Origin of the sequence: Streptomyces sp. NPDC005483 (assembly GCF_040606035.1) — a bacterium.
Classification (GTDB): domain Bacteria; phylum Actinomycetota; class Actinomycetes; order Streptomycetales; family Streptomycetaceae; genus Streptomyces.
Window position 1 is genome coordinate 31,552 of record NZ_JBEXEA010000042.1, and the last position, 24,853, is coordinate 56,404.

Below are 24,853 nucleotides of genomic sequence, written 5' to 3' on the forward strand. Positions count from 1 at the left end.
GGTCCGGGCGCGCCCCGCGCCCTGTCGCCCTGCGTGTCATACGGCACTCACCTCGTACACGTCGGCGGTGACACGGCCGTCCCGCAGCTCCACCCTGCGGGGGAGCCGGGCGGCGATGTCACGGTCGTGGGTGATGACGGCGATGGTCGTGCCCTGCGCGTTCAGCTCGACGAGCAGATCCAGTACGGCCTCCCCGTTGGCCGCGTCCAACGCCCCGGTCGGCTCGTCCGCCAGCACCAGCGCGGGACGGTTGACCAGGGCCCGCGCGATGGCGACCCGCTGGCGCTCGCCCCCGGACAACTGCTGCGGCAGGTGCGTGTGGCGGTGCGCCAGCCCCACCCGGTCCAGCGCCTCCCGCGCCAGCGGTCGGCGCCTGCGGCGCGGGACACCGGCGTACAGCAGGCCCGTGGCGACGTTCTCCGCGGCGTCCAGCCCGTCGGTGAGGTGGAAGTGCTGGAAGACGAACCCCAGCGACCGCGCCCGCAGCGCGGAGAGATGACGATCGCTCAGTGTGTGGACGTCGTGCCCGCCGACGCGGACGATGCCGTTGGTCGGCCGGTCCAGGGTGCCCATGATGTGCAGCAGCGTCGACTTGCCGGACCCGGACGGGCCGACGACGGCGAGGAGTTCGCCCGCGTCGACCCGCAGCGACACCCGGTCCAGCGCGGTGACACCGCCGGGGTGGCACTTGGTGACGTCGTCGACGACGAGAACGGGCTCCAGGGGAGGGGCGATGGGGATGTGGGCGCTCATGAGGCCGTCACCACCCTGCTGCCCTCGGTCAGGCCCTTGCCGCTGACCTCGACGAGGCCGCCGGCGAACATGCCCGTCTTCACCGCGACCAGCGTGCCGTCGGGGCGTTGCAGGGCGTAGCCGCCCTCGCGCAGGGCGAGCAGCGCGCTCACCGGGACGGCGAGCACTCCCTCGCGGGTGGTCGTGTCGAACCTGACCTGCACCGCCGCCGCGTCCAGGGCGCGCACATCCGCCGCCCGGTCCGGGACGACGCTCACCTCGACGGTGGCCGGCCCGGTCTGCGCCGCCGAGTCCTGGGCACCGCCGCCCTGCACGGTGCGGCCGAGCGCCGAGACCGTCCCGCGGACCGTCCTGCCGTCGGGCAGCGTGATCTGCGCTTTGTTCCCGGCCTTGAGCGTGCCCACGTCGGTGGCCTCCACCGGCACGGTGACGGACCTGGCGGCCGAGGTGTAGGTCAGCAGGGGGGTGTCGGCAGGGTCGCCGGGCTGCGCCTGGACGGCGTCGACCCGCACCTCGCCGGGCAGCACGACGGCGCGGCCGGGGACGAGCGTGCCGGTGGCGTCCTGCCCGGTGTCGTGCTGCCACCGCTTGAGCGCCGCGGCGAGCGCGGGGGTGAACTCCTCGCCCGCGCCGCTGTACCGGGACGTGCCGACGGGCCCGGTGTCGTACCCCAGGGCCCGCAGGTTGTCACCGAGCACGCTCACGTCGTGCCCGCGCACCCCCGTCTTGGTCAGGGGACGGAAGAACGGGGTGGTGCCGAAGAAGACGACCACCGGCCGGTCGTCGACCCGGTACAGGGCCTGGCCCCGCACCGCACGGGCGCCCGGCTTCGGCAGCGCGGTGACCACCCCCGGTCCGGTGCCCTTCAACACATGTGATCTGCCGAAGCCGAGAGTGCCCGGCAGTGTGCGGCTGTCGGAGAGGTCGGTCCTGGTCACCGTGACCGTCCGCACGCGCAGCGGGGCCGCGGCCTCGGTGTCCCGGCCCGTGTGGGCGCCGCTCCACACCATCGCCCCGGCACCCGAGACAGCCACGACCAGCAGGGCGCTCAGCGCGGCCACGGTCTTACCGCGTCTTGCCACCGAACGCCTCCATGGTGCAGCTCTTGTCGACCTCGGCCTGGCGGGCCTGGCTCATGGTGGTGTCGCCGTCGTACGTCCAGCCCGAGTTGTCGGGCAGCGCGGTGACCTTGAGCCCCTTACGGTTCAGGCACTTCACGTAGGTTCGGTAGTCGTCGTCGTAGTGCGGGTTCGTCGAGCGTTCCAACTCGGGCGGCTGCAAAGGAAGTTTGTCGGCGCAGGTCTTGGCGGCCGCCTTGGCCGTGGGGCTCTGGTCGGTGTCGTCGACGGAGTCCGGGCCGCGTTGCGGAAGCATCTTGTGCCCGTGGTCCTTCAGGCAGGTGGCGTAGATGTGCCAGTAGTGGTCGCGCTCCGCGTCCGAGCTGTCCAGGCGCAACTGGGGGCGGTCGGCGTCGGTGTCCGGTGCGGCGCTCGCCTTGCCGGTGGGGGCGTCGCTCCGCAGGGAGGCCACGTCCTGCCGCCCGGGCTTGGGGGTGTCGTCGGTCGAACCGTCGCAGGCGGTGAGGAGGAGGGCGCAGGACAGCAGGCAGGCCGCGCCGAGCACGCGGCCCGGCCGGACAAGGGTGGGGTGGGTCATGGCCGTTATGCTCCGCGCCGTGTGTCGGGAAGCCGTCAGGATCCCTTGCCGGTCCGTTCGGACTTCGCGCCCGCCGACCGTCGCCAAGACCCGGACCCGCGGCCGCCGCCTCGTCGGCCCGCGGTTCACCTCCGGGGGTGGCCCGTGGTCCGCCTCTGTCCCGCACGGTGACCGTGTACGTGCACCGCGACAGCCCGGCGACGACGAGCGCCGGGTTCAGCCGGGCGGCCGCAGCGATTCCTGTCAGTGCGTGCATGCTCGACACCCGTGCGGTGCCGGGTTCAGCCGGGCAGTCGCAGCGAGAAGACCGACCCCTCTCCGACCACGCTCGACACCTGCGCGCTGCCGCCGTGCGCCTCGGCGAGTTTGCGGACGATGGACAGCCCCAGCCCGCTGCCCCCGTTCTGCCGGCTGCGCGACTTCTCCGCCCGCCAGAACCGGTCGAAGACCCTCGGCAGATCCTCACCGCTGATCCCGGACCCGGTGTCCGCGACACGGAACACCACGTCCTCGCCGTCCCGTTCCGCGGACAGGGTGACCGTGCCACCGGACGGTGTGTGCCGTACGGCGTTCGACACGAGGTTCCCCACCGCCTGCCGCAGCCGCATCGGATCGGCGGACAGCACGAGGCCGTTCCCGGCCCGTACCCGCAGCTCCACCCCCGCCGATCCGGCGCCGCCCTGATGGGCGCGGGCGACCTGGCCGAGCAGCGCGGCCGCGTCGACGTCCTCCGGGTGCAGTCTCAGCGCCCCGGCGTCGGCCGCCGAGAGGTCGCGCAGGTCGTCGATGATGTGCTGAAGGAGCATCGCCTCCTCCAACAGCGAGGAGACCAGGCTCGCGTCCGCGGGTACGACACCGTCCTCGACGGCCTCCAGCCAGCCCCGGACATTGCTGACCGGAGCCCGCAGCTCGTGCGCGACGTCGCTCACCAACGCCCGCCGCAGTTGCTCCAGTTCCTGCCGTCTGCTCGCCATCAGGTTGAACGCCTCGGCGAGCCTGCCGAACTCGTCGTCACCCGTCACCTCGACCCGCGCGCTCTGGTCGCCGTCCGCCATGCGCTGCGCCGCACCGGTCAGATCCCGCAGCGGACGGACCATCCGGGTGCCCGCGACGAACGTGACCGTCACCGTGGTCAGGAGCACCGCGACGGTCACACCGGCGATCCGCGTACGGTTGGCGCCGGACAGGTCGAAGAACGTGGCGATCTCCCGGTCGGGAGCGGTGGCGAAGAGCAGGGCGGGCGGCGCCACATAGGGGTCGAGCTGTTCGCGCCGGGCGGTGGACAGACACGTCGTCACGGCTCGGGTGTCGGGAGCGCCGCGCACGCCGGCGGGGACCCAGGTCAGATCGTCGGCCAGCCGCACCGGCGGGGCATGACGGCCGCGGAGGCAGTCGTTGACGAGCCCGTTCAGTTGGGCGAGCGCCCGGCTCTCGGACCGGGTGGGCCGCAGCAGTTCGTCGACCTCGCAACGGTCCCCGGTGTCGAGGGCGCGGCCGGCGATCTCGACCTCCGGCCGGCCGTTCGGTGCGCGGGTCACTCGGACGTCCTGCGACGGGTCGTCCCGCAGGCACTCCGCGACCCGGGACGCCCCCGCCTCCAGGTCGCTCCTTTCCCGGCCGCTCAACCGGAAGGGGCCCACCGCGCGCGGGTCGATCCGGTCGGCGGACGGGTCGGCAGAGGAGCCGACGGTGCGGCGGGCGAGCGTGGTGTCCACCGCCAGCGCGTCGACCGTCGCCGACGCCCTCGACGGCAGCGTTCCCGCCGTGCCCCCGCCCCCGGAGTCCGCCAACAGACGGCGGTCCGTGTCGGTCAGCGTGATCCGTCGGCCGGTCCGTTGCGACAGGGCGCGCACCGTGGGCCCGACGCCGCCCCAGTCCGGGTGCGTGGCCGCGAACCCGACGAGCGTGTCGTAGATCCGCGCGTCGTCGGCCAGCACCTGCCCCCGCTCGCGTCCGATGGCCACGGCGGTGAGGCTGACGACCAGCCAGGCCGTCGCGACGATCGAGCACAGCGAGACCAGCGCGGACAGCCAGAGCAACCGCGACCGCAGACTTCTGCGCAACGGCAGGTCACCGCGCACGCGAACCGCCCGCGCCCTGGGCGGGATCCTCCGCCGGACCGACATCGGCGATCTTGTAGCCCACCCCGTACACCGTGAGCAGCAACACGGGCCGGGAGGGATCACGCTCGATCTTGCGGCGCAGATTCATGACATGTCCGTCGACCGTACGGGTCGTCACATACCGGTCGATGCCGTGCAGATGCTCCAGGATCTGCTTCCTCGTGAACACCCGCCCAGGCGCCGACGCCAACACCTCCAGCACCCGGAACTCGCCGGGGGTGCACTCGGTCGGCCGCCCGTCCATCCGCACCTCGAAACGGGCGGGATCGACCACCAGCGGCCCCACCACGAACACGGGCTCGCCCCCGCCGCCGCCGTTCCCGGCGTCGGCCGCGGCCCTGAGACCGGCGCGCCGCAGCAGGGTGCGGACGCGGGCGACCAACTCGCGCGGGCTGAAGGGCTTGGTCATGTAGTCGTCCGCGCCGAGATCGAGCGCGAGCAGCAGGTCGTCCTCCTCGACACGCGCGGTGAGCATCAACACCGGCACGTCGGACTCCCCGCGCAGCACCCGGCACACATCGAGCCCGTCCACGCGCGGCATCATCCAGTCCAGCACCACGAGGTCGGGCATCTGCCGCCGGATCTCGTCCAGGGCGGCCCGCCCGTCGTGGACGACCCCGACCACGTGACCCTCCCGCTCCAGATAGCGGCGGATGAGATCGGCCTGCTTGGGATCGTCGTCGGCGAGCACCACGTACGCACACATGTGGTCATCGTAGGAACGGCGACGCCTCCTGCCTCCCTTCCGCCACGGAACCCGGCCGGAGAGCACCGGAGGGAGACAGGAACCCGACAGGTTCCCGACATTCCGCCACCCAGGGGTCGCGTGCACACATGTCTCAGCGCGCCAGGCGCGACTACAGCGTGGAATGCCCCAGGGGGTAGTCGGTGGCTTCGACCACGTCGTCAGCCGGGTGGTGCGGAATCCCGGAACCCTCGGGCCGGGCACGCCCGCGCACCCGGATCGTGCGCAACCTGCCGCCGCACCGCCGGTGATGTCGGACTCCGGGTTGTCCCGGTCATCCAGCCACCCGGAGTCGACTGGGTGCCGTACCGGGCGGCGGCGAGCTCGAAGAGCCGGACGTCCTGGCTGCGTACGTCGATGTCACCGCACGCGGCGATCCCGTCGATCAGCTCGTTGAGACCGGTGGCCCGGGCCTTGGCGTGCCGGATGTCACTGGCACCGTCGGTAGCGACCCCGATGCTCCAGCCGGCCTCCTTCAGCCGCGTCAGACTGTCGAGTACGGCGGGTCGGCAGTGCACGGCGGCCGCCATGTGGTCGAGGTACGCCCTCCACAGATGCCCGGCTGACCCCTTGCCCTGGAACGTGGCAAGCAGATGCTCGAAGTCGGCGCAGTCCGCACTCTCGGCCAGCTCGTTACGCAACCAGCCGGCGATCTCCGGTCGTGGGCCTGTTCGGCTATGGCATCCGAGAACGCGGCACGACGGTCGCGCAGGGTGCCGAATGGATCGAACACAGCAAGATGCATGCCGCCGACCCTGAACCGGCCGATCGTCACGGGACCCGGCCGTCGGACACGAAGCCGACCGGGCCCGTCAGCATGTGTCAGACCCCGGCGTCACAGGGCCACTTCTGGATGGACCGGATCCGGTTGTCCCACGAGCCGAGGCCGCTGTACCAGCCCCACGCCTGGATCTTGAAGGCGTTGCCGGCTCCGTAGTTGTACTCGGCGCCGCAGAACGCCGTGCCGGTCTTGTTGATGACGGACGAGATGTTGCTGCCCAAAAAGCCGTAGTACTGGCTGATGTTGTTGAGCTTCCAGACGTCGGCCCAGGGAACGCCGATCCCACTGCCCTGGTAGTTGCCCTGATCCCAGATGCACAGGGCGTACTGGCTGCCGCACTTGTCGGACCCGGAACCGATCCAGGCGTCCGCCGACGCCGAACCGGCGGTGCCGAGTGTGATGGCCGCGGCGGCCGCCCCCGCCACCGCCAGGGTGGCGAGCCGTGTCCCGAGGTTTGCCATGTCCAACCGTCCTTCCCTGTCTCCACTCCCGCTGCTCGAAAGTGGATCAACGTCGCACAGGGAACACGGTGCGACGGCGCAGGAAGGTTCACTCCGCGTCCCGGCGGCGGAAACGGACCGCCCTTGTCGTTCGTCGTTGTCGCCGACGGGATGGGAGCATGCACGAGAGCGCTCCCGGCGACGGAGGGGAGCGTGCGCACCACAGCAGGGGGAACCGATGAACGGGCACGGCAGGTTCTCCACCCTCGCGGCGGACGAGGACAGGCGGCCCACCCCCTCGCTCGTCCCCTCCCCGTACCGGGAAGGGGACGGCGACCCAGGCTTCGTGGGCCGCGCTGCCGAACTGCGGGCACTGCGGGAAGTCCTCCTCGCGGCGACCGCAACGAAGGCGCCCGACCAGGGAGCGGCCCTGGTGGTGTCCGGGCAGCCCGGGACGGGCAAGTCGGCGCTGCTGGAGGCCGCGGTCCGGTCTGCGAGGGCCGACGGCATGCGCGTTCTACGGTGCGCCGGCATTCGTGGCAGCAACCCGCCCAACCTGTCCGGCCTGCTCCAGACCGTCTGGCCGGCCCTGTCGAACGCGTTGCCCCCGGCAGGTTCGCTCGACCTGCCCCACTCACCGCCTGCCCTCCCACCAGTCGCCGGCACCCCGCCCCACTCGCCGCACATCGACACGCTGGTCAGCGTGCTGGTCGACGGCGCCCCCGCACCCGGCACCGGGCAGTCCTGGCTCGCCTTCGCCGTCCTTGAGGCCCTGGCGTCCATCAGCCGCGCCGGACAGCCCCTCCTGGTCGCCGTTGACGACTGGGACGCCCTGGACGCACCCAGCAGGGAGGTGCTGATGTTCGTCGCCCGCCGGGCCCAGGGCCATCCGCTCGCCCTGCTGATGACCTCCCGCCCGCCCCGCGCCCTGCCGGACCCTCTGACCGGAGTCCCCACGCTGTCCCTCGGACCGCTCTCTCCGGCCGAGTCCGCTCAGATGCTGGCCGCACGGCGGCCCGGCCTGGACGCGCAGACCGGCCGCGAACTCCTCGCGACCGCGGCCGGCAACCCCCTGGCGCTGCTGGAACTCTCCGTCCCCTCCGAGGACTCCCTGCCCAGCCTGCCTGTCTCCTCCGACCGCCTTGCTTTCGCCATGGCCCCCGAGGCCCCGCGTCTGCCCACCGGAACCCGGGACCTGCTGCTGGTCGCGGCGCTGAACCCGGAGGCAGATCTCCCGTTGCTGCTGTCGGCCGCGTCCCGCCTCGGCGGCACCGCCTTGGACTTCGCGGCACTGGAGCCCGCAGAACGCGCGGGTCTCCTGTCGTTCGACGGCATGTGCCCGCGCTTCGGCCACCCCGCGATGGCGGGGGCGGCCGTCCACGGCACCGCCCCCGACCGCTGCCGCGCCGCACACGCGGCCCTGGCGGCTGTCCTTTCGCCCGGATCGGTACGGATGCTGTGGCACCGTTCCCAGGCGGTGGAGGGACCCGACCCGGAGCTGGCCGCCCGCCTGGAAGCGGTGCACGGCGACGCGCTGGAACAGTGCGCCCCGACGATGGCCGTGCGACTGCTGCGGCGCGCCGCCGACCTCCACCCGAACCCCGCCGACCAGGGCCGCTGCGCGCTACGTGCCGCTCAACTGGCCCAGTTCTACGGTCTGGACCGCATGACCCGCACGCTGGCGCACCGGGCCCTGCGCCACCCGCTGGGCCCCCTGGGCACGCTGTGCGCCAAGGCCTTGACGCACACCGGTACCTCCAGCACCCCGCCACCGACGTACAGCACCGGCCCCGCCCCGCATCCCGCTCCCGACCGCGGCGCAGGTCCCACCGATTCCTTCGCTTCCTGCCCCACCGACCTGTCCTCCTGGCCCACCCCCATCGGCACCGCCGAGCAGGAGAACGCTTTGGAGCTGGCCCGGATCACAGCGCCCATGGTCGCGGGCGACGACCGGCGGTCCGAGGCGCTACTGGCCTTCCTTGACGCGATCCCGGACCGTGCGCACGACCCGCGGCTCCTGCACGCGATGGCCACGGTCCGCCCCCTGAGCCGGGCCGCCACCGTCCTCGCGGGTGTCTCCGCCGACCGGTCCCTGAACGATCTGCCGGGACGCGACATCGAACGCCTTGGAGAAGCCGCACTGCTCTCCGGTGACCCGTTGCGGGCCCTGGACCTGTTCCGGCACGCGGAGCGTCGCCGCCGCTTCCACGCCCTGCCCGACCGGTTGCCCTGGGTGCTGTTGCGGCAAGGACTGGCGCACCTGGCCATGGGCAACTGGGGCCAGGCCGAGCACGCGTTCCGTCAGTGCGCGGAACTGGCCGACGGAGCGTACGGTCAGGAGCACCACACGGCGGCCGCCGGCCTTCTGGGACATCTCGTACGGGCCCTGCGCACCGGTGCCCGGGCGGACCCGGCCGACCCCCATGACCTGGTGGCGGCCCGACGCTCAGTGCCTGCGATCGACGCGATCCTCGCGGTCGGCACGGCCTGGGTCCTGGTGGAGTCCGGTCAGACCGCGTCCGCCCTGCCCACGTTGTCGGCGCTCCTGACAGATCCGCGCACGCGCGCGGCTGCCCTGTTCGTCGTGGTGACCTTCGCCGAGGCCGCAAAGGCGGAACAGGCCTCTCAGGAGGCGCGCGCGGTGCTCGATCGGCTTGAGGCCGGGCTGGGCCCCGAGTGCCCCCGGGTGGTGGCTCTCCGCTTCATGGTGGCGCGGGCCGTGCTCGCGGACGACGAGGAGGCCCAGGCGATGTACGAACGGGCTTTCGGTGAGGACCTGTCCCGCTGGCCCTACCTGGAGGCGCCGCTGCGGTTGGCGGAGGGCAGGTGGCTGCGCCTGCGGCGGCGGTTCGCCGACGCCCGGGCCACCCTGCGCCAAGCGGCGGCCGGCTTCACCATGTTGGGCGCCGAGGCACGCGCCCCGCGGATCGCCGCGGAACTGAGGGCCTCGGGGGAGCGGGCGGACGGCCCCGGCCGCGCACCTCGGCCGACCGCGGCGCGTGATCTGCTCACCGCCAGGGAACTGCGGATCGCCGAGCTGACCGCCCGCGGCCTGTCCAACCGAGAGATCGGCGAACGGCTCGGTCTCGCGCCGCGCACCATTGGGGCGTATCTCTACCGCATCTTCCCTCAGCTCGGCGTGACCTCCCGCGCACAGCTTGCCGAGGTGCTGAGGGATTCGGACACGCCCTGAGCGCCCCGCGTCATCCGGTGCGTCACTCGGCCGCGAACCGCGCGGCGAGCTGCGCACGGGAGGAGACACCCAGCTTGGGGAAGATCTGGTACAGGTGCGAGGCGACCGTACGAGGTGACAGGCGCAGATGTTCCCCGATGGCCCGGTTGCTCAGGCCGCGCGCGGCCAGGCGAGCGATGGTGAGCTGTTGCGGCGACAGCACGCGGGCGATGTCGGCCAGGTCGTCCTCGGCCGGCCGCTCGTCCGCCGCCCAGCCCGTCGCCCGCAGTTCCGAGGCGGCCTGCTCGGCACGCGAGGCGGCCCCAAGCGCCCGGAAGACCGACTCGGCCGTGGACAAGGGTGCGCGGGACTCGGTGACGCGCCGCCGACGCCTGAGCCAGGCCCCGTACCCGAACTGGGTCATGCCGTGCAGCAGTGGCCACACCTCGATCCCGGGCCCCAACGCGCGGCGGTAGCGCCCCTCCACCTCGCCGTCCGGCGCGAGCACGGCATCGGCATAGGCCATGATCCGCATCAGCAAAGGGGAACACCCCGACCGCGTCAGCGACCTGACATGGGCGACCACCTTTCGGACGTCGGTCTGCTCCCCGGCGGGCAGCGCCGCCTCCGCCAGGAAGGCGAGCCCCCAGAACTGCTCGAAGGCGTACGGAGTCGTCGGGTCGGCGAACAGGGAACGCAGCCGCACGTAAGCCTCGGCGTACCGGCCCGTTCCTGATGCGGCGAGCGCGCGGGCCAGCACGGCCAGGCTCAACTGCCGGTCCTGGCCGAGGCGCAGGGAGGACTCCTCGACCTCCGCTGCACACTCCAGCGCCCTGTCGTACTCGCCGTGCAGCGCCGCGACGATGGCCAGCATCCCCGTGGCCCGCGCCGCCCAGTCGGGCTGCGCCATCCGTTCGGCGATCATCCGGCTCTCCTCGGCCAGCGCCAGGGCCGTCTGCCATTCGGTGCCGAGCCAGATCTGGCACATCGTTCGCGGTACGAGCATCAGCGGTAGCTGCCCGTACCGGCCGTCGGCGCGGAAGGCGGCCTCCACCTCTGCGAGGAGCGGCGCCGCCTGCTCGAAGTCGTTGGTGAGGGTGGTCACCTGGCTGAACAGGCTGCGGCCCTCGACCTCGCCGGTGCGGGGAGCGGGCTCCGGGACCGGCGGCCGGGGTACGCGCAGGGGGTCGGTCAGCGACAGCACGACGAGGTACCAACCGTCCCGGGGCCCAGCCCGCAGCGCCTCCGCCGTCCGCAGGACCAGGTCGCGTTCCCCTGGACCGACCTGTTGCCACCGGCATCTGCGGGCCGCCGCGAGCATCAGCTTCTGGGTGAGCGCGGGATCCCGCGAGGCGACCGCGCGCGCCGCCTCGCACAGCTCGACGATCCGCTCCCGGCCGGCCGCGCTGCTGCCCGGCAGCAGGTCGTGTACCCGCAGCAGCAGCGCGCGCCCGAACGTTCCCAGCTCGGTCGGATCGATCTGGCGCACATTCCGGAGAGCCTGATCCACCAGCCCGTGGTCACAGGCGAGCTCGGCCGCGCGCAGCAGCCGTACCGCCCGGCGCTCGGGGTCCGCGGACAGCCGAGCCGCGGCCTCCAGAGCGGTGAGCGCCGCCAGAACCCCGGTGACCGAACGCGCACCAGCCGCCGCAGACTCCAGCCGGTACGCCAGTTCCTCGTCGGGACCTGCCACGCACTGGGCCGTGTGCCAGGCGGCCTGGGTGGGGACGGTCAGGCTCCGCCCGAGCGCGGCGTGCGCGGCCATACGCCGGGCCGCCGGCGCCAGCCGCACCACGGCGGGACGCATCAGCGGCTCGCGGAAGCGCACCCGAGCACCATCGCCCTGGACGCCCTCCGCGACGCTTTCGTCGGCCTCGACCCCGGCGACCGCGTCCACGACCAGTCCGAGAGCGATGATCTCCGTGAGGCCGGCCCGTGCCGCGTCGGCGTCACCGAGCAGGGAGGTGCTCGCGCGCAGGATGGCCCGCCTGCCCGGCGAGGTGCTCAGCGCCGCGGTCAGCAGCACGTCGCGGGCCGGCGCCGACAGCATCTCCCAGTCATACGCGTACGCCTCCGCCATCCGTGGTGTCGCGGCCAGCATGCCGAAACCGGCCGCGTCCCCGAGCCGGCCACCGCCTACGGTCAGCTCGATGAGGGCGAGCGGATTGCCTCCCGCCACGGCGAGGACGAGCTGCTCCTCGCCGTATGCGCTGATCTGTCCGGCGCGGGCGGCGAGGGCACGGGCGGGCGCTTCGGGGAGCGGGCCGAGCGTCACCGTGTTCCCGTGCGGAAGCGACCACGTTCCGTCGCCGAAGGCGCGCTCAGTCACGATCATGCCCAGCGGTTTCACCGGTCCCGCCGACGTGGAACTGCTGGGCATGATCGTGGCCAAGGCACGCAAGGTGTCGCGGCTGGCGACGTCGAGCTTGTCAAGGTCGTCCACGCACAGCAAGGCAGGTTCCGACAGTGCGGTCAGCAACCGAAGCGCGGCCGCGGCCAGCTCAGTCGGTGCCGGGCCGGCGCCGGCGCCGGTGAATGCGGCGTGCAGTGCGGCGCGTTCCCGGTCAGGCAGGTCGCCGGCCCATGGCAGGGCCGGGCGGAGAAGGTCATGCAGCGCAGCATGGGGCAGCCCCCGTTCGCCGGGTGCCCAGGCTGTTGACAGCACGCTTACGCCCTGCCGCTCGGCCTTCGCCGCGGCGAAGCGCAAAAGGGCGGACTTCCCGATACCGGGCGCGCCGCTCAAGTGGAGCACCCGGCCGCCGGTCCGGGAGAGGTCCGTCAGCAGCGCGCTCACCAACTCGCGTTCCCGCGTCCGGCCGACCAGGTCGGCGCCGTCCAGGCCCGCTTCTCCCGTCAGGTCGGCTGCCTCCGTGCCCACGTGCGCGCTGATCACGTGCCCTCCCGCTCTCCGCGCCTCTCCTGGGCCGGCCCTCGTGCCGGTCATCTCCATCGTTCCAGGCACGGAGGTCTGCGGCACACGCTCACCCGTGCGCCCCCTCTTCCGCGAACCCGCTGTCCGCGCCGCCGGCCACTGCCGCCGCGTACAGGGCACGGATGCTGAAAGCGGCCCCGGACTCCAGACGGTTGAAAACCCAGTCGATGGGACGGCACTCCCGTGCGTCCGGCAATACCACGACGAACGCGGCGGCCGTGAGGTGGGCGGCCGGGGTGTGCCGCCAGGCCCCGCCGATGTGGCGCGTCACGATCTCGCCGAGGTAGCAGCCGAAGCCGACGAGGGACTCGGCCATCTCCTCACGGCTCACACCCTCCGCCCGGAAGCCGTCGACGATGTCCTCCACGACATCGATGCTCTCCGGGCTGTAGTCCAGCTCCGCATCACTGATGTCGGCTGCCGCCGCGACGATGGCGGCGGCGAGCTGGGGCGCACTACCGGGTTCGAGCGGGGGGTTCAGGTGCACCTGCATGTTGGTCCTCGGGCTGTTGCCGTCAATGAGTCAAAACTAGCTGCAGAACACCCGTCTAGACATGTGCCTGCCCGGTTCAGGGCGGAATGCGACCGTCCGGGGGTGTCAACGAGACACCTTCGGATGGCACGTGTGCATCGACCCCGCCCCTCCGAGCGGCCGGATCTCACATGTCCCCGCGGTCGGCGCGGTCGGTGCCGCACGGAATTCAAGTGAACCCGCGACCCGGTGTCGCACGTTTATAAACGGTTAGTCCTGCCCTTTTTCCCGGGTTAACGCCGAATTAATTCCCGACATCCTGTCGTCGGTATTCATGTGCACTTCGCCTCGGTACACGTTCATCTGTCGATCATTGACCGTGACGGGAAAAGGCGCGGAAACTGAATTCGGAAATTCTGCCGACGCAAAATCACGGGAGTACGCATGCTCAAGAAGCAGATCGCAGCGGTGGCCCTGCTCGCCGGAGCCGCGGTCGCCGCGGTGACGACAGGCGCGCAGGCCGCCACCCAGGGAAACACCCTGATCACGGACCACGGCACCCACATTTCCTGGTCCGACTGCCAGTTCTGGGCCGGCGTCGAGAACTCCTGGGCCGGAGAGCAGCAAGGGGTCACGGGCTCGTACTACTACTGCGCCTCCGCCGGTGACGGCACGGCCAACCTGTGGCACAGGAACTGATCCAGGTCATAGGGAAAGGCGCCTTCCTGCACTGGTGAGCAGGAAGGCGCCTGCCGTATATCGCGAGACTTATTACGGGGCACCGACCGCAGCGCGGATCCCGCGGAGAGACCCGCCGGACACCAGGTGTGTGGCGCAGCCGCGCGCACGGCACCCATGCGCCGCCGCCGCGTGCACGTACACACGCACCGTCGGGAAACAGCCAAAGTTCAGAAGTGGCCGAATGTTGCCGCAGCGTAAAAGTGCCCGTCGGAGGCCCGATCGGGCCCGGCGTGACAGGGCGAGCAGGTGGCCGGATTTCGAACAGTGATCACCGGAGTGCTGACAGCACGCCCGTTACCTGCAACGATCCCGTCGCTTCCGCTGCTGCGCACAGGTGTCGCAGCGGCCTCAGCTCCACAGGCGCCCCGTCGTCGCGGTGTCTGTGTCACCTGCCCCTTTGAGCCAGGAGAGCCATGCCCCGCTTCAAGCCCGCCGCACGTGTGCCGCGCGCGGACCGGCCGACGTCACGCCTCAGACCCGTGGGCCCCCTCGCGGTCTCCCTCGCCGTGACCCTGGGCGCCCTCGCCCTGGCCACCCCACCCGCCACCGCCGCCCCGGCCCCCACGGGCACCGCCCGCGACGCCGCGCGCACCCCGGCGCCCCCGCTTCTCACCGCCCACGCCAGGGCGGGCGCCGAGGCCGTGCCCCTCGGCTCCGCCGAGCGCACGCCCCTGCTCGACCGGGCCGACGACGACCGCGCCGACGTCAGAAAGGCCCTGCACGCCGGCAGCCACGAGAACCTGGTGGTCAAGGACGTGCTGAAGGATGCCGACGGTACGGTCCACACCCGCTACACGCGGACCTACCAGGGGCTGCCCGTCGAGGGCGGCGGCGACCTGATCGTGCACGACGGCCCGCACGGCCGCCGTATCGACGACTCCCTGCACACCCCGCTGTCCGTGCCCGCCGTCAAGGACGGTGTGACGGCGGGCCAGGCGAGGAGCGGGGCGCTGGCCGAGGCCGGGAAGCAGCACCTCGCGCACGCCGCCGTCGACGGACCGGCGCGCCGCGTCGTCTGGGCCGGTTCCGGTACCCCGCGGCTGGCTCTCGACAACGTTGTCGGCGGGGAGCGGGCGGACGGTACGCCCAGCCGTCTGCACGTCGTCCTCGACGCCGCCACCGGCAGTTGGCTCGCCGCCTACGACGAGGTGACCGCGGGCGTCGGCAACAGCCAGTACAGCGGCACCGTCCAGCTCGACACCCAACGGGTGGGGGACACCTACCAGTTGGTCGATCCCCAGCGCGGCGGCAACAGCGTCCGCGACATCACGAACGGCGGCCTCGGTGTCCTGTACACCGACGCCGACGACGTCTGGGGCGACGGCACCCCCGACGACCGGGCGACCGCGGCCGTCGACGCCGCCTACGGGTCCCGTACGACCTGGAACTTCTACCACGACGTCTTCGGCCGCAACGGCATAGCCGACGACGGCGTGGGAGCCGTCTCCAACGTGCACGTCGCGGGCCTGGCCAACGCCTACTGGCTGGATAGCTGCTTCTGCATGACCTACGGCGACGGCCTGGACGACCGGCACCCGCTCACCGAACTCGACATCGCCGCCCACGAGATGACGCACGGCATCACCGCCGCCACCGCGGGCCTGCTGGAGAGCGGCGAGTCCGGCGCCCTCAACGAGGCCACCAGCGACATCCTGGGCACCGCCGTCGAGTTCTTCGCCGACAACCCCAAGGACGTCCCCGACTACACCATCGGCGAGCTCGCCGACGTCCGCGGCACCGGTAAGCCCCTGCGCTACATGGACCAGCCCTCCAAGGACGCCTCGGAGAAGGGCACGTCACAGGACTACTGGACCCCCGGCACCCACCTGCTCGACCCGCACTTCGGCGCCGGAGTCGCCAACCACTTCTTCTACCTGATCTCCCAGGGCAGCGGCCACAAGACCATCAACGGCGTCCACTACGACAGCCCCACCTACGACGGTCTTCCGGTCTCCGGCATCGGCCTGCGCAACGCCACCAACGTCTGGTACCGCGCCCTGACCCACTACATGACCAGCACCACCGACTACGCCGGCGCCCGCACCGCCACCCTCCAGGCCGCCGCCGACCTGTTCGGCACCACCAGCGACGCTTACGAGTCCGTCGCCAACGCCTGGGCCGCTGTCAACGTCGGCCCCCGCTACGTCAAGCACATCGCCATCACGTCCCTGAACGCCCGGGACGCCGCCGTCGGCCAGCCGGTCACCCGCACCGTCTCCGCCGTCTCCACCCGGCCCGGCCCCGTCACCTACGCGGCCACCGGCCTGCCCACGGGGCTGTCCCTCGACGCCGTGTCCGGCCTGATCTCCGGCACCCCCACCACGGCGGGCACCTTCCGGACCACCTTCACCTTCACCGACTCGGCAGCCGAGAAGCGCCGGTACATCTTCGACTGGACGGTGATCGCCTCCGGCGGTGACTTCTTCGTCGACCCCGACCGCCACGACTACGCCGCATGGAAGAGCGTCGAGACCCCCCTGACGGTCACCGGCCGCACCGGCAACGCACCGGCCGGCCTCAAGGTCTCCGTGGACATCGTCCACACCTTCATCGGCGCCCAGGTCGTCCAACTGGTCGGCCCGGACGGCACGGTGCTGCTGGTCAAGGACTTCCGGTGGGACACCGGAACCGAACTGCACGACACCTTCACCGTCGACGCCTCCGCCCTGCCCGCCAACGGCGTCTGGAAGCTCCGCGTCACCGACTACACCCCGGCCGCGCCCGGCATCGCCCCGAGCGAGGGCGGCTACCTCGACCGCTGGAGCCTGACCTTCTGACCCGCCGGGCCCGGCAACGAACGCGTGCCCGCACCGGAGACCTCCGGTGCGGGCACGCGCATCACAAGGGCCGCGCAGGCTACTTGAGCCCGAACGCCCGCTCCACCGTCTGGGTCACCGCGCTGCCCGCGGCGTCCCGCGCGGACGCCCGCAGCGTCACGAACCGGGCCGTCGCGGGGGCGTCGAGGCGGAAGCGCGCCCCGTCACCGGACCCGTGCGCCGGGCGCGTACGGTGCCAGGTCGCGCCGTCGTCGTACGACACGTCGAGCGTGACGGAACGGAACGGGCTCCCGGTGACACCGGCCAGGTGCGCGGGCGTGACGGTCACGTCGGTGTGCCGTCCCGCCTTCCCGGACAGGTCCGTCGCCACCGCGTAGTCCAGTTGCACGAGCGGCAGCGCCTCCAGGGCCGTGTCGCTCGCGTGTCCCGAGCGGAACGCCCACTCGGTGTGCGTCCGGGGCGAGTACGGACGGCCGGGCAGGTCACGGGTGGTGTCCTGCACCAGACGGTAGGCCAGCGTGTCCGGCTCGACCTCGGCCGAGATCCAGTCGTCGCCCTCGGCGAGCAGGGTGTCGCCCTGGTAGAGGGCGGCCCGCACGGTCGCCCCGGACTCGAAGACGCTGCCCGCGTGGCCGTCGGAGTCCCCGTAGCCGGGCAGACCGAACAGCGAGATGAGGTCGCCCGCCCGGGACGGCGGCAGGGTCAGAACGCTGTCCCCCAGCAGCCGGGGGTGCTGCACCGGCGCGAACCAGGTCGTCGCGGTGGTGCTGCGCGGCCGGTAGGAACGGGCCCGTCCGGTCTCGGTCAGATCGGGCACGGACACCGCGTCGAGCCACACGGCGTCCGGCCCCGCGGTGACCCAGGTCGTGTACGACCCCTGTGCGCGCACCGGCGTGAGCGGCGAACCGACCGCCCACGTCGCGTCCGGCGACAGGTCGTTGCGCCAGTCGGCTGCCACGCCCTGCCGGGTGTCCCGGGCGGTCACGTCGATCCGCGCCAGCTCACCGGGGCCGGGCCGGTAGGTGAGGTCGCGCGGCACCGAACCGTCGTGGCGCAGCAGCAGGTCGTACAGATAGCCGGGATACGGGTGGGAGGTCACCCGCAACGTCGGGGTGCCGCCGTGCCGGAAGCGGGCGAGCAGGTTGCGGCCCTCGTCGGTGCCGACGGACGCCACCGGCAGCGGCGCGCCCTCGGCGCGGTCGACCCAGGCGTCGAGGGGGCCGGTGCGGTCGTTGACGATCAACAGCAGGCGGGCGCCCGCGGCGGCGGCGCCCGCGGCCTGGTCGACCGGGGTCACCGTGTCGCTGCGCCGGACGACCGCGACCCGGTCGCGCGCCGACACCCGGGCGAAGTCGGCGGCCGAGCCCTCACCGGCGTCCACGGCCCGGTAACCGCCGCTGCCCTCCGGCAGGTCGGGCGACATGCTCTGCGGCAGCAGGCTGCCGTAGGTGTGCGAGCCCGCCGCGACGGTGAGCGGCGGCTGCACCTGACGCCAGCGCGTGGTGAAGGTGTAGGAGCCCTGGGTCACCTTGGGCGTCGGCGTGGCCCAGAGGCTGTCGTACGCCCAGGGCTGGAGCTGGTAGCCCTCGTTAAAGGGCACGAGGTCGCCGTAGGAGCGGTACTGGTCGAGGCGGACGTAGGTGCCGGCCGTCGGTTTCGGGGTGACGGCCTTGAGGCGGCGCAGCCCGGCGGCGTCGAGGACGAGGTCCCGGTCGCCGTCGACGACGACCTCGGGTGCGGTCAGCACGGCCCGGGACAGCGAGTGCGCGCTGTCCAGCCCGGGTATGTCGGCGTACAGCCACGCCGTGTAGGTGCCGGGCCGCAGCCTCACGTCCAGTCGGCCGGAGTCGTCGATGTCGTAGACCTGGGGTGGGCTGTTGCGGGTGATGTCCTTGAGCACCAACTCGCCGGGCAGGCCCGCGCCGTGCCGGTTCTTCGTCCTGATGGACAGGTCGCCGCGCCGGCTCTCCTTCAGGGCGCCGATGGTGGTGCGGACGTGTGCGGTGCCGTCCGTGGCGGCGGCGGTGAGGAACCCGCTGTAGGAGACGTCGTCGGCCGCCGCGTCGAGGCGGGTGAGCACGCCTACGTCGGCGGTGCCGTGGGCGGGCACGGTCACGTGGGAGTCGGTCAGGGTGAACAGCCCCGCCGGGGCGCCCGGAGCGCCGACCGTCAGGTCCAGGGTCACCGGCGTGGCACCGGTGTTGGTGTACGTGACGTTCCTGCGGAGCGTGTCGCCCTCCTGGTGCGGCCAGGGCGCGAAGGCGAAGGCGGAACCCGTGGCGAACACCGTGTCGTGCACCGCGGCGGCGGCGTCGAGCCGGCCGCTTCCGGCGGCGTAGGGGCTGTACCTGGGGGTCGCCGCCGTGGTGCTGACGAGGGCGTCCTTGAGCTGCCGTCCCGTCCAGTCGGGATGGACGCGGGCCAGCAGGGCCGCGGCACCGGCGACATGGGGCGTCGCCATCGAGGTGCCGCTGAGCGTCATGTAGGGGCCCTCGCCCTCGGGGCTGTTGTGGGCGCGGGCGGCCAGGATGTCGACGCCCGGCGCGGTCAGGTCGGGCTTGAGGCCGCCGTTGTCCTTGCGCGGGCCGCGGCTGGAGAAGGACGCCAGTTGGTCGGAGCCGTTGACCGCGCCGACCGTCAGGGCGGCGTCGGCGGTGCCGGGGGTGCTCACGGACGACGGGCCGGGTCCCGAGTTGCCCGCGGCGATCACGAACAGCGCGCCCGTCTCGGCGCTGAGCCGGTCCACGGCCTGGCTCAAGGGGTCCGAGCCGTCCGAGGGGCCGCTGCCCAGGCTCATGCTGACGACCTTGGCGTGCTGGTCCTCGGCGGCCCACTCCATGCCCGCGATGATCCAGGAGTCGAGGCCGCGACCGTCGTCGCCGAGCACCTTGCCGATGTGCAGCGAGGCCCCGGGGGCGACGCCCCGCTCCTTGCCGCACGACGCGGCACCGGTGCCCGCGACGGTCGACGCGACGTGGGTGCCGTGGCCGTTGCCGTCCTCGACGCTTTCACCGGGGACGAAGCTGGTGGACGCGGCGATCCGGCCGGCGAGGTCGGGGTGCCCGTTGTCGACGCCGGTGTCGAGGACGGCCACATCCACGCCCTGCCCGGTGTTCGCGTCCCGCCACACCTCGGGGGCGCCGATCTGCGCGGTGCTGTCGGCGAGTTGGGTCGTGGCCTTGCCGTCCAGCCACACCTTGGCGATGCCGCCGGCGAGGGTGCCGGGCGCCGAGCCACCGGTCAGGGAGGCCCAGAAGGCGGGGGCCGAGGCGTGGTCGGCGGACAGGGCGGCACCCCGGACGCTGTCCAGGGCGAGCGTCCTGCGGGCCCCCTTCGGCACCGCGGTGGTACGGGAGCGGAACGCGGCGTCGGTGTACGACACGATCAGCGGCAGGCGGTCGCTGTGGGCGTCGTCGTAGCCGTCCGCCAGCAGCTTCCGCACGTCGAACAGGTCGGGGTCGAGCGCTCCGGACGCCACGTAGGGCAGCGCCGCGTCGGGATAGACCCAGATGGCCTTGCCCTGAGTCATGACATGGGCGTCGGAGGGCTGCCCGTCCGGGCCGTTCACGGTGGCCGTGGTGTGCCCGTCCGCGGTGGTGGTCACGTTGACCTTGTCACCGGTGACGAGTGTGACGGTGCGCGGGGCACCGAGGACCCGGGACGGGGTGCCCTGGGCCGGCGGAAACGCCGGGGTGGCGTCCGCCGCCGCTGGACATGTCGTCACCAGGGCCGCCAGGACGGCCCCGAGTGCTGTGAGCCCGCGTCTGCGGGACTTGGGCAGGGTCAAGTGAGCTCCTTGCAAGGGGGTGTTCAGTGCCGTGCGACCCCCGGATCGGGTGCTGCACGGTCGCCCGAAAGTGGTAACACGTGTCGATGGCACCGTTGGTGATCAACGAGTTAAAACCCGCGCACAGGCGATGCACAAGGTGTCTGCACCGGAAGGCGGGTGAACGCGTCGGGCGTCAGGACTCGTTGAGGGAGCAGAGCGCATGGGCGGGGGCGGGCCTGAGGCCCTTGGAGGCGACAACCGGGCGGGGCCGCCGGCACGTGCGGCACGGCCGGTCAGTGTGTGCCCACGATGCGGTGGCGCATCAGCCCGAGCCACACCAACGAGGTGGCGGCGCCGGCCCCCGCCGCCAGTGCGTGGCCCGTCGCATAGGCGACAGCCGGCATGGACCACGCCGGCACCGCCCCGGAGACGGCTCCCACGAGCAGGACCCCGCCGGTACCCAGCCCGGCAACGGCGACGGCCGCCAAGGGACCGGTCACCAGCAACGTCCCGACGGTCCTGGCACGACGGCGGCCCCCCGGCGCGGCGCGCACCCCGCCGCCGCGGGCGGCGACCGCCACGCAGCCGCAGGCGACGGTGAGGACCAGCAGGTCGGCGCCGATGACCTCACTGGGGCGGTGCCATCCGGCGGCCACGGTGTAGGCGCCGACGAAGGCCGCCCACGCCGACGACGGCGGCCCGCAGCCGGTAGGGCACGACCAGGGCCAGCCCGAAGACCACGCTCATCGCGATCGCCGTGTGCCCGCTGGGGAAGCTGTTGCCCAGCAGCCGGACCGGTGCCCTGACCAGGTCCGGCCGTCGCAGCACCAGGAGCTTGAGCACCTCGCTCAGGACGAGCGACCCGCCCACGACCGCCACCGCGACCGCCGTCGCCGCGTGACACCGTCGCACCGCGCCGATCAGCACGAGCACGGCCACGGCGCCGCCCAGGGACATCAGCGTGATGTGGTCCAGCACCCGGTCGGCCCGGTGCAGCGCGGCCAGTGACTCGTCCTGGGCGCGCCCGTCCCACACGGCGTCCTCCCAGCGCTGGCCCGCGGCCGTACGGACGAACGCCACGCACACCAGCAGGCATGTCAGGGCGGCCGCGGCCGCGGCGGCACCGAACCGCACGGAAGTCCGCACCGCGAAGCGCCGATCGTCGTCACCCTCTGCGTTCCACGACACACCTGTGAAGGTAGGTGTCGACCGATTCGGAACATATCGCATGGACATGTGATGTCGGACATCCGCTGCCATACATACGTTTGCCCACCCGAGGACCAGTTCAAGGTCGTGGGCCAGCCCTCAAGGAGAGACCCCATGCGAGCACACACGTACGCCATCTGGCCCGCCCTGACCACGGCCGTGGCCCTCGCCCTCACCGGTTGCAGCGGTGGCGGCGGGAACGACGGCGGCAGTGGCGGCGCGGACGTGCTCAGCGCGGTCTGGGGCGACCCGCAGAACCCGCTGGAGCCGGCCAACACCAACGAGGTGGAGGGCGGCAAGGTCCTCGACATGATCTTCCGTGGGCTCAAGCAGTACGACCCGAAGACCGGCAAGGCCGAGAACGCGGTCGCCCAGAGCGTCACCACCGCGGACTCCCGCACCTTCACCGTCACGCTCAAGAAGGGCTGGAAGTTCAGCAACGGCGAGCCCATCACCGCGCACTCCTTCGTGGACGCCTGGAACTACGGGGCCAGCCTGAAGAACAACCAGAAAAACGCCTACTTCTTCGGCTACATCGAGGGCTACGACAAGGTCCACCCGGACACCGGCAAGCAGACCGCCGACACCCTGTCCGGCCTGAAGGTCATCGACGACCGGACCTTCACCATCCGGCTCACCCAGAAGTTCTCCACGTTCCCCGACACCCTCGGCTACGTCGCGTTCGCGCGGCGATCTGGTTGACGCCGCGCGGTACTTCGACGGGCAGGTAGACGAAATCGGCGGCGCCGGTCTGAAGGTGGCCGGTGATCGTGCGCGTCACTTCGGTGCCGTCCTCGGGCACACCCGTCGCGGTGTTCTCGTCGGCCTCGGCGAATCTGACGGGCGCGAGAGTCAGCGCACCGGCGGCGCCGATCACCCCGGCGGCCATCAGCAGGGACCGACGGCCTGTGCCTGACTCGGTTCCGGATCCGGACTCACACATACGGCCCCTCCTGGGTGTTTCGCGTGTTTCGTGTGTGACGTCGAAACATTTGTCGGCCCAGATGAAACCTCTCACACATTGCGGAGAACCCCGCGTCACGGCCGACTGAAGCGAGGGCGACGCAGTGCCACAACGGTGTGATGCTCCCCACTCGGTCGCCTCCGCATTCGTCAAGAGGCCAGTGGACCTCGGCTCAGCGCCGACGACATCGCCCACCTCGGCGCCCTGTTCGACCCCGCGAGGGTCAGGGGCGGCCAGTACGGAGAGCTCCACGTCGTGCCCAGGAGTCAGACCCCGGACAGGTGACCCCCGACATCTGCTCCTCGACCTCCGTCGTCCGCACCGCCCTGCACGGCAGCAGACGCATCATCATGAGCAGGACCTGACTGATCACCGGGCAGGCGGACGGCACGAATGGTCAGCTCGCGTGGCACACCTGGTCACACCCCGCCCCGTACCCCGGACCATGGTGGAGGCATGACCAGCGACACCCCGTCCACCTTCGGTGGACGTCTGCTCATCGGCGCGACCGGCTCGGCCGCCGTCGCCATGCTCCCGACCTACCTCAGCACGCTGCGCGCCACGTTCACCGGGACCGTCACCGTCCTGATGACCCACACGGCCGGTACGTTCCTCCCGCCGCACACCGTCGGCCTGTTCGCGGACCGCGTGGTGACGGGCACGACGCCGGCGGCCTGGGCCCGGGAGAACCAGGCGACCCTGGCGGCCGAGCACGACCTCATGGCCGTCCTGCCGGCCACCGCCCACACCCTCTCCGCCGTCGCCACGGGCGCTGCTCCCAACCTGCTCACCGCGACCGTCGCCGCCGCCGAATTCCCCGTGCTCTTCTTCCCGGTGATGACCGGCGCCATGTGGACCAAGCCCGCCGTGCAGCGCAACGTGGACCAGCTCCGCCACGACGGCTACCACGTCGTGGAACCGGCGTGGGGGCAGCGTTACGACGTCGGCCTCGGCGAGTTCGTCAAGGCACCGATGCCACCGGCCCCGCCCGCGTTCGTCGGGATGATCAGGGAGCTCCTGCCCCGGAACGGACCCACGGCCGCCTGATCGTCACCTCGAACGATAGGCACCGGGCGTCATGCCCGTGACCGCCCGGAACGCCCGGTACAACTGGGCCTCGCCGCCGAAACCGCACTCGCGGGCCACGGCGGCGAGCGGCCGTTCGGGATGCGCCCGGACCAGCCGCTGCGCGTGAGACACCCGCACCCGGCGGATCAGTCCTGTCAGTGTGTCGCCGTCCTCGGCCAGCGTCCGGTACAGCGTGCGCCGGGAGACACCGCAGCCCGTCGCCACGGTGGCGGCGTCCAGGTGATCGTCCACGGCGTGCCGGCGCACGAACTGATGGATCCGCTCGCGGGTCACTGCCGTCGCCGACGTCACGGGCGCGGCGCCGTCCGCCGCCCAGCCCAGGGCCGAGTCCAGCAGCTCGACGGCATGCGGCAGCAAGGCGGTCGCCGCCGCGGGGTCGTGGTCCCGCAGCCGACCGAGCCCGACGAGGAAGTCGGCGACCACCCGGCCGGGCCCCGAGTCACTCAGTGCGACGGCGGTCGCCCTGCTCAGGGAGCGGTGCGGCAGACGGGTGCTGGGCACCTTGACGACCAGTTGCGAGAAGTCGTCGGCGAAGTCCAGGTCGTAGGGGACGGTGCTGTCGACGAAGGCCATCGTCCCGGGGGTGAGCACGGCCACGCGTCCGCTCTGCTCCAGCCTGGCCCGACCCCGCAACTGGATGTTCGCCAGGACGACTTCCTCGGGGTCGCGTGCGATCAGTGAACCCGTCCGCACCACGTGCTGCGGACTCGCGGCCAGGTTGGCGAAGCCCACCCCGTCCAGGACGGACGTCTCTATGTGTCCCTCGAAGGGCTCACCCCGGCTGGGGCGCACGGCCACCCCGACGAAGGCCTCGCACACCACGTCGGCCCAGTAGGTGAACGCCTCGGACGCTGCGAGACCGTTGCTGGACCAGCGGGCGCAGGCACGCTCCGCCGGGGCCTCTTCGGGGACCGGGGCCACCGGGGCGGCTTCTGCGGCGGCGTGGCGGCCGCGCTGATGTGTGCTCACGGGCTCTCCGTCGTAGGGGTACGGCGACTCACGCCGAGGCTCCTGAAGAAACGGGATCCGCTCACTCCAAGGTTCCCGCTCCACCCTTACAGCCGTTGTGGGCGGTCCGCACTGCCCCCGTGGAGTCAGCCGCCTCCGACATGCTGCAGGTGGCTTCTCCGTTGGTCTGGTACGTGACCTGCGTGGTGGCTGACCGGCCGTCTGCCCGGAGCCCTGTCTCCTCCGGTCGGCGCACGGTCCGTCTCCGATGTGTGCCTGTAC

17 protein-coding genes and 1 pseudogene are annotated in these 24,853 nt (G+C 72.1%); 5 read left to right on the forward strand and 13 right to left on the reverse strand.

Going from position 1 to position 24,853, the window contains the following annotated elements:
- Nucleotides 1-36 precede the first annotated feature (36 nt).
- The 7 genes from ABZT06_RS43340 to ABZT06_RS43370 form a co-directional block, all read right to left on the reverse strand.
- Nucleotides 37-753, reverse strand: coding sequence for an ABC transporter ATP-binding protein (locus tag ABZT06_RS43340; protein WP_355753756.1), 717 nt, complete (start codon nucleotides 751-753; stop codon nucleotides 37-39).
- Nucleotides 750-1,835 (reverse strand): hypothetical protein, encoded by a 1,086-nt coding sequence (locus ABZT06_RS43345; protein ID WP_355753759.1) that lies wholly within the window; start codon nucleotides 1,833-1,835, stop codon nucleotides 750-752. Before ABZT06_RS43345 ends, ABZT06_RS43340 begins: the two co-directional genes overlap by 4 nt.
- Nucleotides 1,819-2,409, reverse strand: a complete 591-nt coding sequence (locus tag ABZT06_RS43350; RefSeq protein WP_355753761.1) for a hypothetical protein — start codon at nucleotides 2,407-2,409, stop codon at nucleotides 1,819-1,821. The genes ABZT06_RS43345 and ABZT06_RS43350 overlap by 17 nt, the downstream gene beginning before the upstream one ends.
- Nucleotides 2,410-2,690: 281 nt before the next feature.
- Entirely contained in the window at nucleotides 2,691-4,535 is a 1,845-nt protein-coding gene (locus ABZT06_RS43355; protein WP_355753763.1) for an ATP-binding protein, read from the reverse strand.
- Entirely contained in the window at nucleotides 4,480-5,238 is a 759-nt protein-coding gene (locus tag ABZT06_RS43360) for a response regulator transcription factor (RefSeq protein WP_355753765.1), read from the reverse strand. The genes ABZT06_RS43355 and ABZT06_RS43360 overlap by 56 nt, the downstream gene beginning before the upstream one ends.
- Before the next feature lie 200 nt (nucleotides 5,239-5,438).
- Nucleotides 5,439-5,918 (reverse strand): HAD family hydrolase, encoded by a 480-nt coding sequence (locus ABZT06_RS43365; protein ID WP_355753766.1) that lies wholly within the window; start codon nucleotides 5,916-5,918, stop codon nucleotides 5,439-5,441.
- A gap of 181 nt (nucleotides 5,919-6,099) precedes the next feature.
- The gene (locus ABZT06_RS43370; RefSeq protein WP_355753768.1) at nucleotides 6,100-6,519 is read right to left on the reverse strand and encodes a hypothetical protein; all 420 of its coding nucleotides are present in this window, start codon (nucleotides 6,517-6,519) and stop codon (nucleotides 6,100-6,102) included.
- Nucleotides 6,520-6,736: 217 nt separating this feature from the next.
- Here ABZT06_RS43370 and ABZT06_RS43375 point away from each other — a divergent pair, with 217 nt between their 5' ends.
- Nucleotides 6,737-9,691: an AAA family ATPase gene (locus ABZT06_RS43375; protein ID WP_355753770.1), complete on the forward strand. Its 2,955-nt coding sequence runs from the start codon at nucleotides 6,737-6,739 to the stop codon at nucleotides 9,689-9,691.
- A gap of 22 nt (nucleotides 9,692-9,713) precedes the next feature.
- On the opposite strand, the gene ABZT06_RS43380 is transcribed toward ABZT06_RS43375, so the two are convergent.
- Both ABZT06_RS43380 and ABZT06_RS43385 read right to left on the reverse strand, forming a co-directional pair.
- The gene (locus ABZT06_RS43380) at nucleotides 9,714-12,563 is read right to left on the reverse strand and encodes an AAA family ATPase (RefSeq protein WP_355753772.1); all 2,850 of its coding nucleotides are present in this window, start codon (nucleotides 12,561-12,563) and stop codon (nucleotides 9,714-9,716) included.
- 88 nt (nucleotides 12,564-12,651) lie between these two features.
- Nucleotides 12,652-13,095, reverse strand: coding sequence for a hypothetical protein (locus tag ABZT06_RS43385; RefSeq protein ID WP_355753774.1), 444 nt, complete (start codon nucleotides 13,093-13,095; stop codon nucleotides 12,652-12,654).
- A 423-nt stretch (nucleotides 13,096-13,518) separates the two neighbouring features.
- Here ABZT06_RS43385 and ABZT06_RS43390 point away from each other — a divergent pair, with 423 nt between their 5' ends.
- Both ABZT06_RS43390 and ABZT06_RS43395 read left to right on the forward strand, forming a co-directional pair.
- Nucleotides 13,519-13,773, forward strand: a complete 255-nt coding sequence (locus ABZT06_RS43390) for a hypothetical protein (protein WP_355753776.1) — start codon at nucleotides 13,519-13,521, stop codon at nucleotides 13,771-13,773.
- A 455-nt stretch (nucleotides 13,774-14,228) separates the two neighbouring features.
- The gene (locus ABZT06_RS43395; protein WP_355753778.1) at nucleotides 14,229-16,592 is read left to right on the forward strand and encodes a M4 family metallopeptidase; all 2,364 of its coding nucleotides are present in this window, start codon (nucleotides 14,229-14,231) and stop codon (nucleotides 16,590-16,592) included.
- A gap of 79 nt (nucleotides 16,593-16,671) precedes the next feature.
- Here the strand turns inward: ABZT06_RS43395 and ABZT06_RS43400 are convergent, their stop codons facing one another.
- From ABZT06_RS43400 to ABZT06_RS43410, 3 genes are all read right to left on the reverse strand, one after another.
- Nucleotides 16,672-20,379: a S8 family serine peptidase gene (locus ABZT06_RS43400; protein ID WP_355753781.1), complete on the reverse strand. Its 3,708-nt coding sequence runs from the start codon at nucleotides 20,377-20,379 to the stop codon at nucleotides 16,672-16,674.
- A gap of 275 nt (nucleotides 20,380-20,654) precedes the next feature.
- Nucleotides 20,655-21,017, reverse strand: coding sequence for a hypothetical protein (locus ABZT06_RS43405; RefSeq protein ID WP_355753784.1), 363 nt, complete (start codon nucleotides 21,015-21,017; stop codon nucleotides 20,655-20,657).
- Nucleotides 20,989-21,549 (reverse strand): phosphatase PAP2 family protein, encoded by a 561-nt coding sequence (locus tag ABZT06_RS43410; protein WP_355753786.1) that lies wholly within the window; start codon nucleotides 21,547-21,549, stop codon nucleotides 20,989-20,991. Before ABZT06_RS43410 ends, ABZT06_RS43405 begins: the two co-directional genes overlap by 29 nt.
- A 135-nt stretch (nucleotides 21,550-21,684) precedes the next feature.
- Here ABZT06_RS43410 and ABZT06_RS43415 point away from each other — a divergent pair.
- Both ABZT06_RS43415 and ABZT06_RS43420 read left to right on the forward strand, forming a co-directional pair.
- A pseudogene (locus ABZT06_RS43415) lies at nucleotides 21,685-22,257 on the forward strand (ABC transporter substrate-binding protein); the annotation flags it as partial.
- 733 nt (nucleotides 22,258-22,990) lie between these two features.
- Nucleotides 22,991-23,581, forward strand: coding sequence for a flavoprotein (locus ABZT06_RS43420; RefSeq protein ID WP_355753788.1), 591 nt, complete (start codon nucleotides 22,991-22,993; stop codon nucleotides 23,579-23,581).
- A gap of 3 nt (nucleotides 23,582-23,584) precedes the next feature.
- On the opposite strand, the gene ABZT06_RS43425 is transcribed toward ABZT06_RS43420, so the two are convergent.
- Nucleotides 23,585-24,592 (reverse strand): helix-turn-helix domain-containing protein, encoded by a 1,008-nt coding sequence (locus ABZT06_RS43425; RefSeq protein ID WP_355753790.1) that lies wholly within the window; start codon nucleotides 24,590-24,592, stop codon nucleotides 23,585-23,587.
- Between the last annotated feature and the right edge of the window lie 261 nt (nucleotides 24,593-24,853).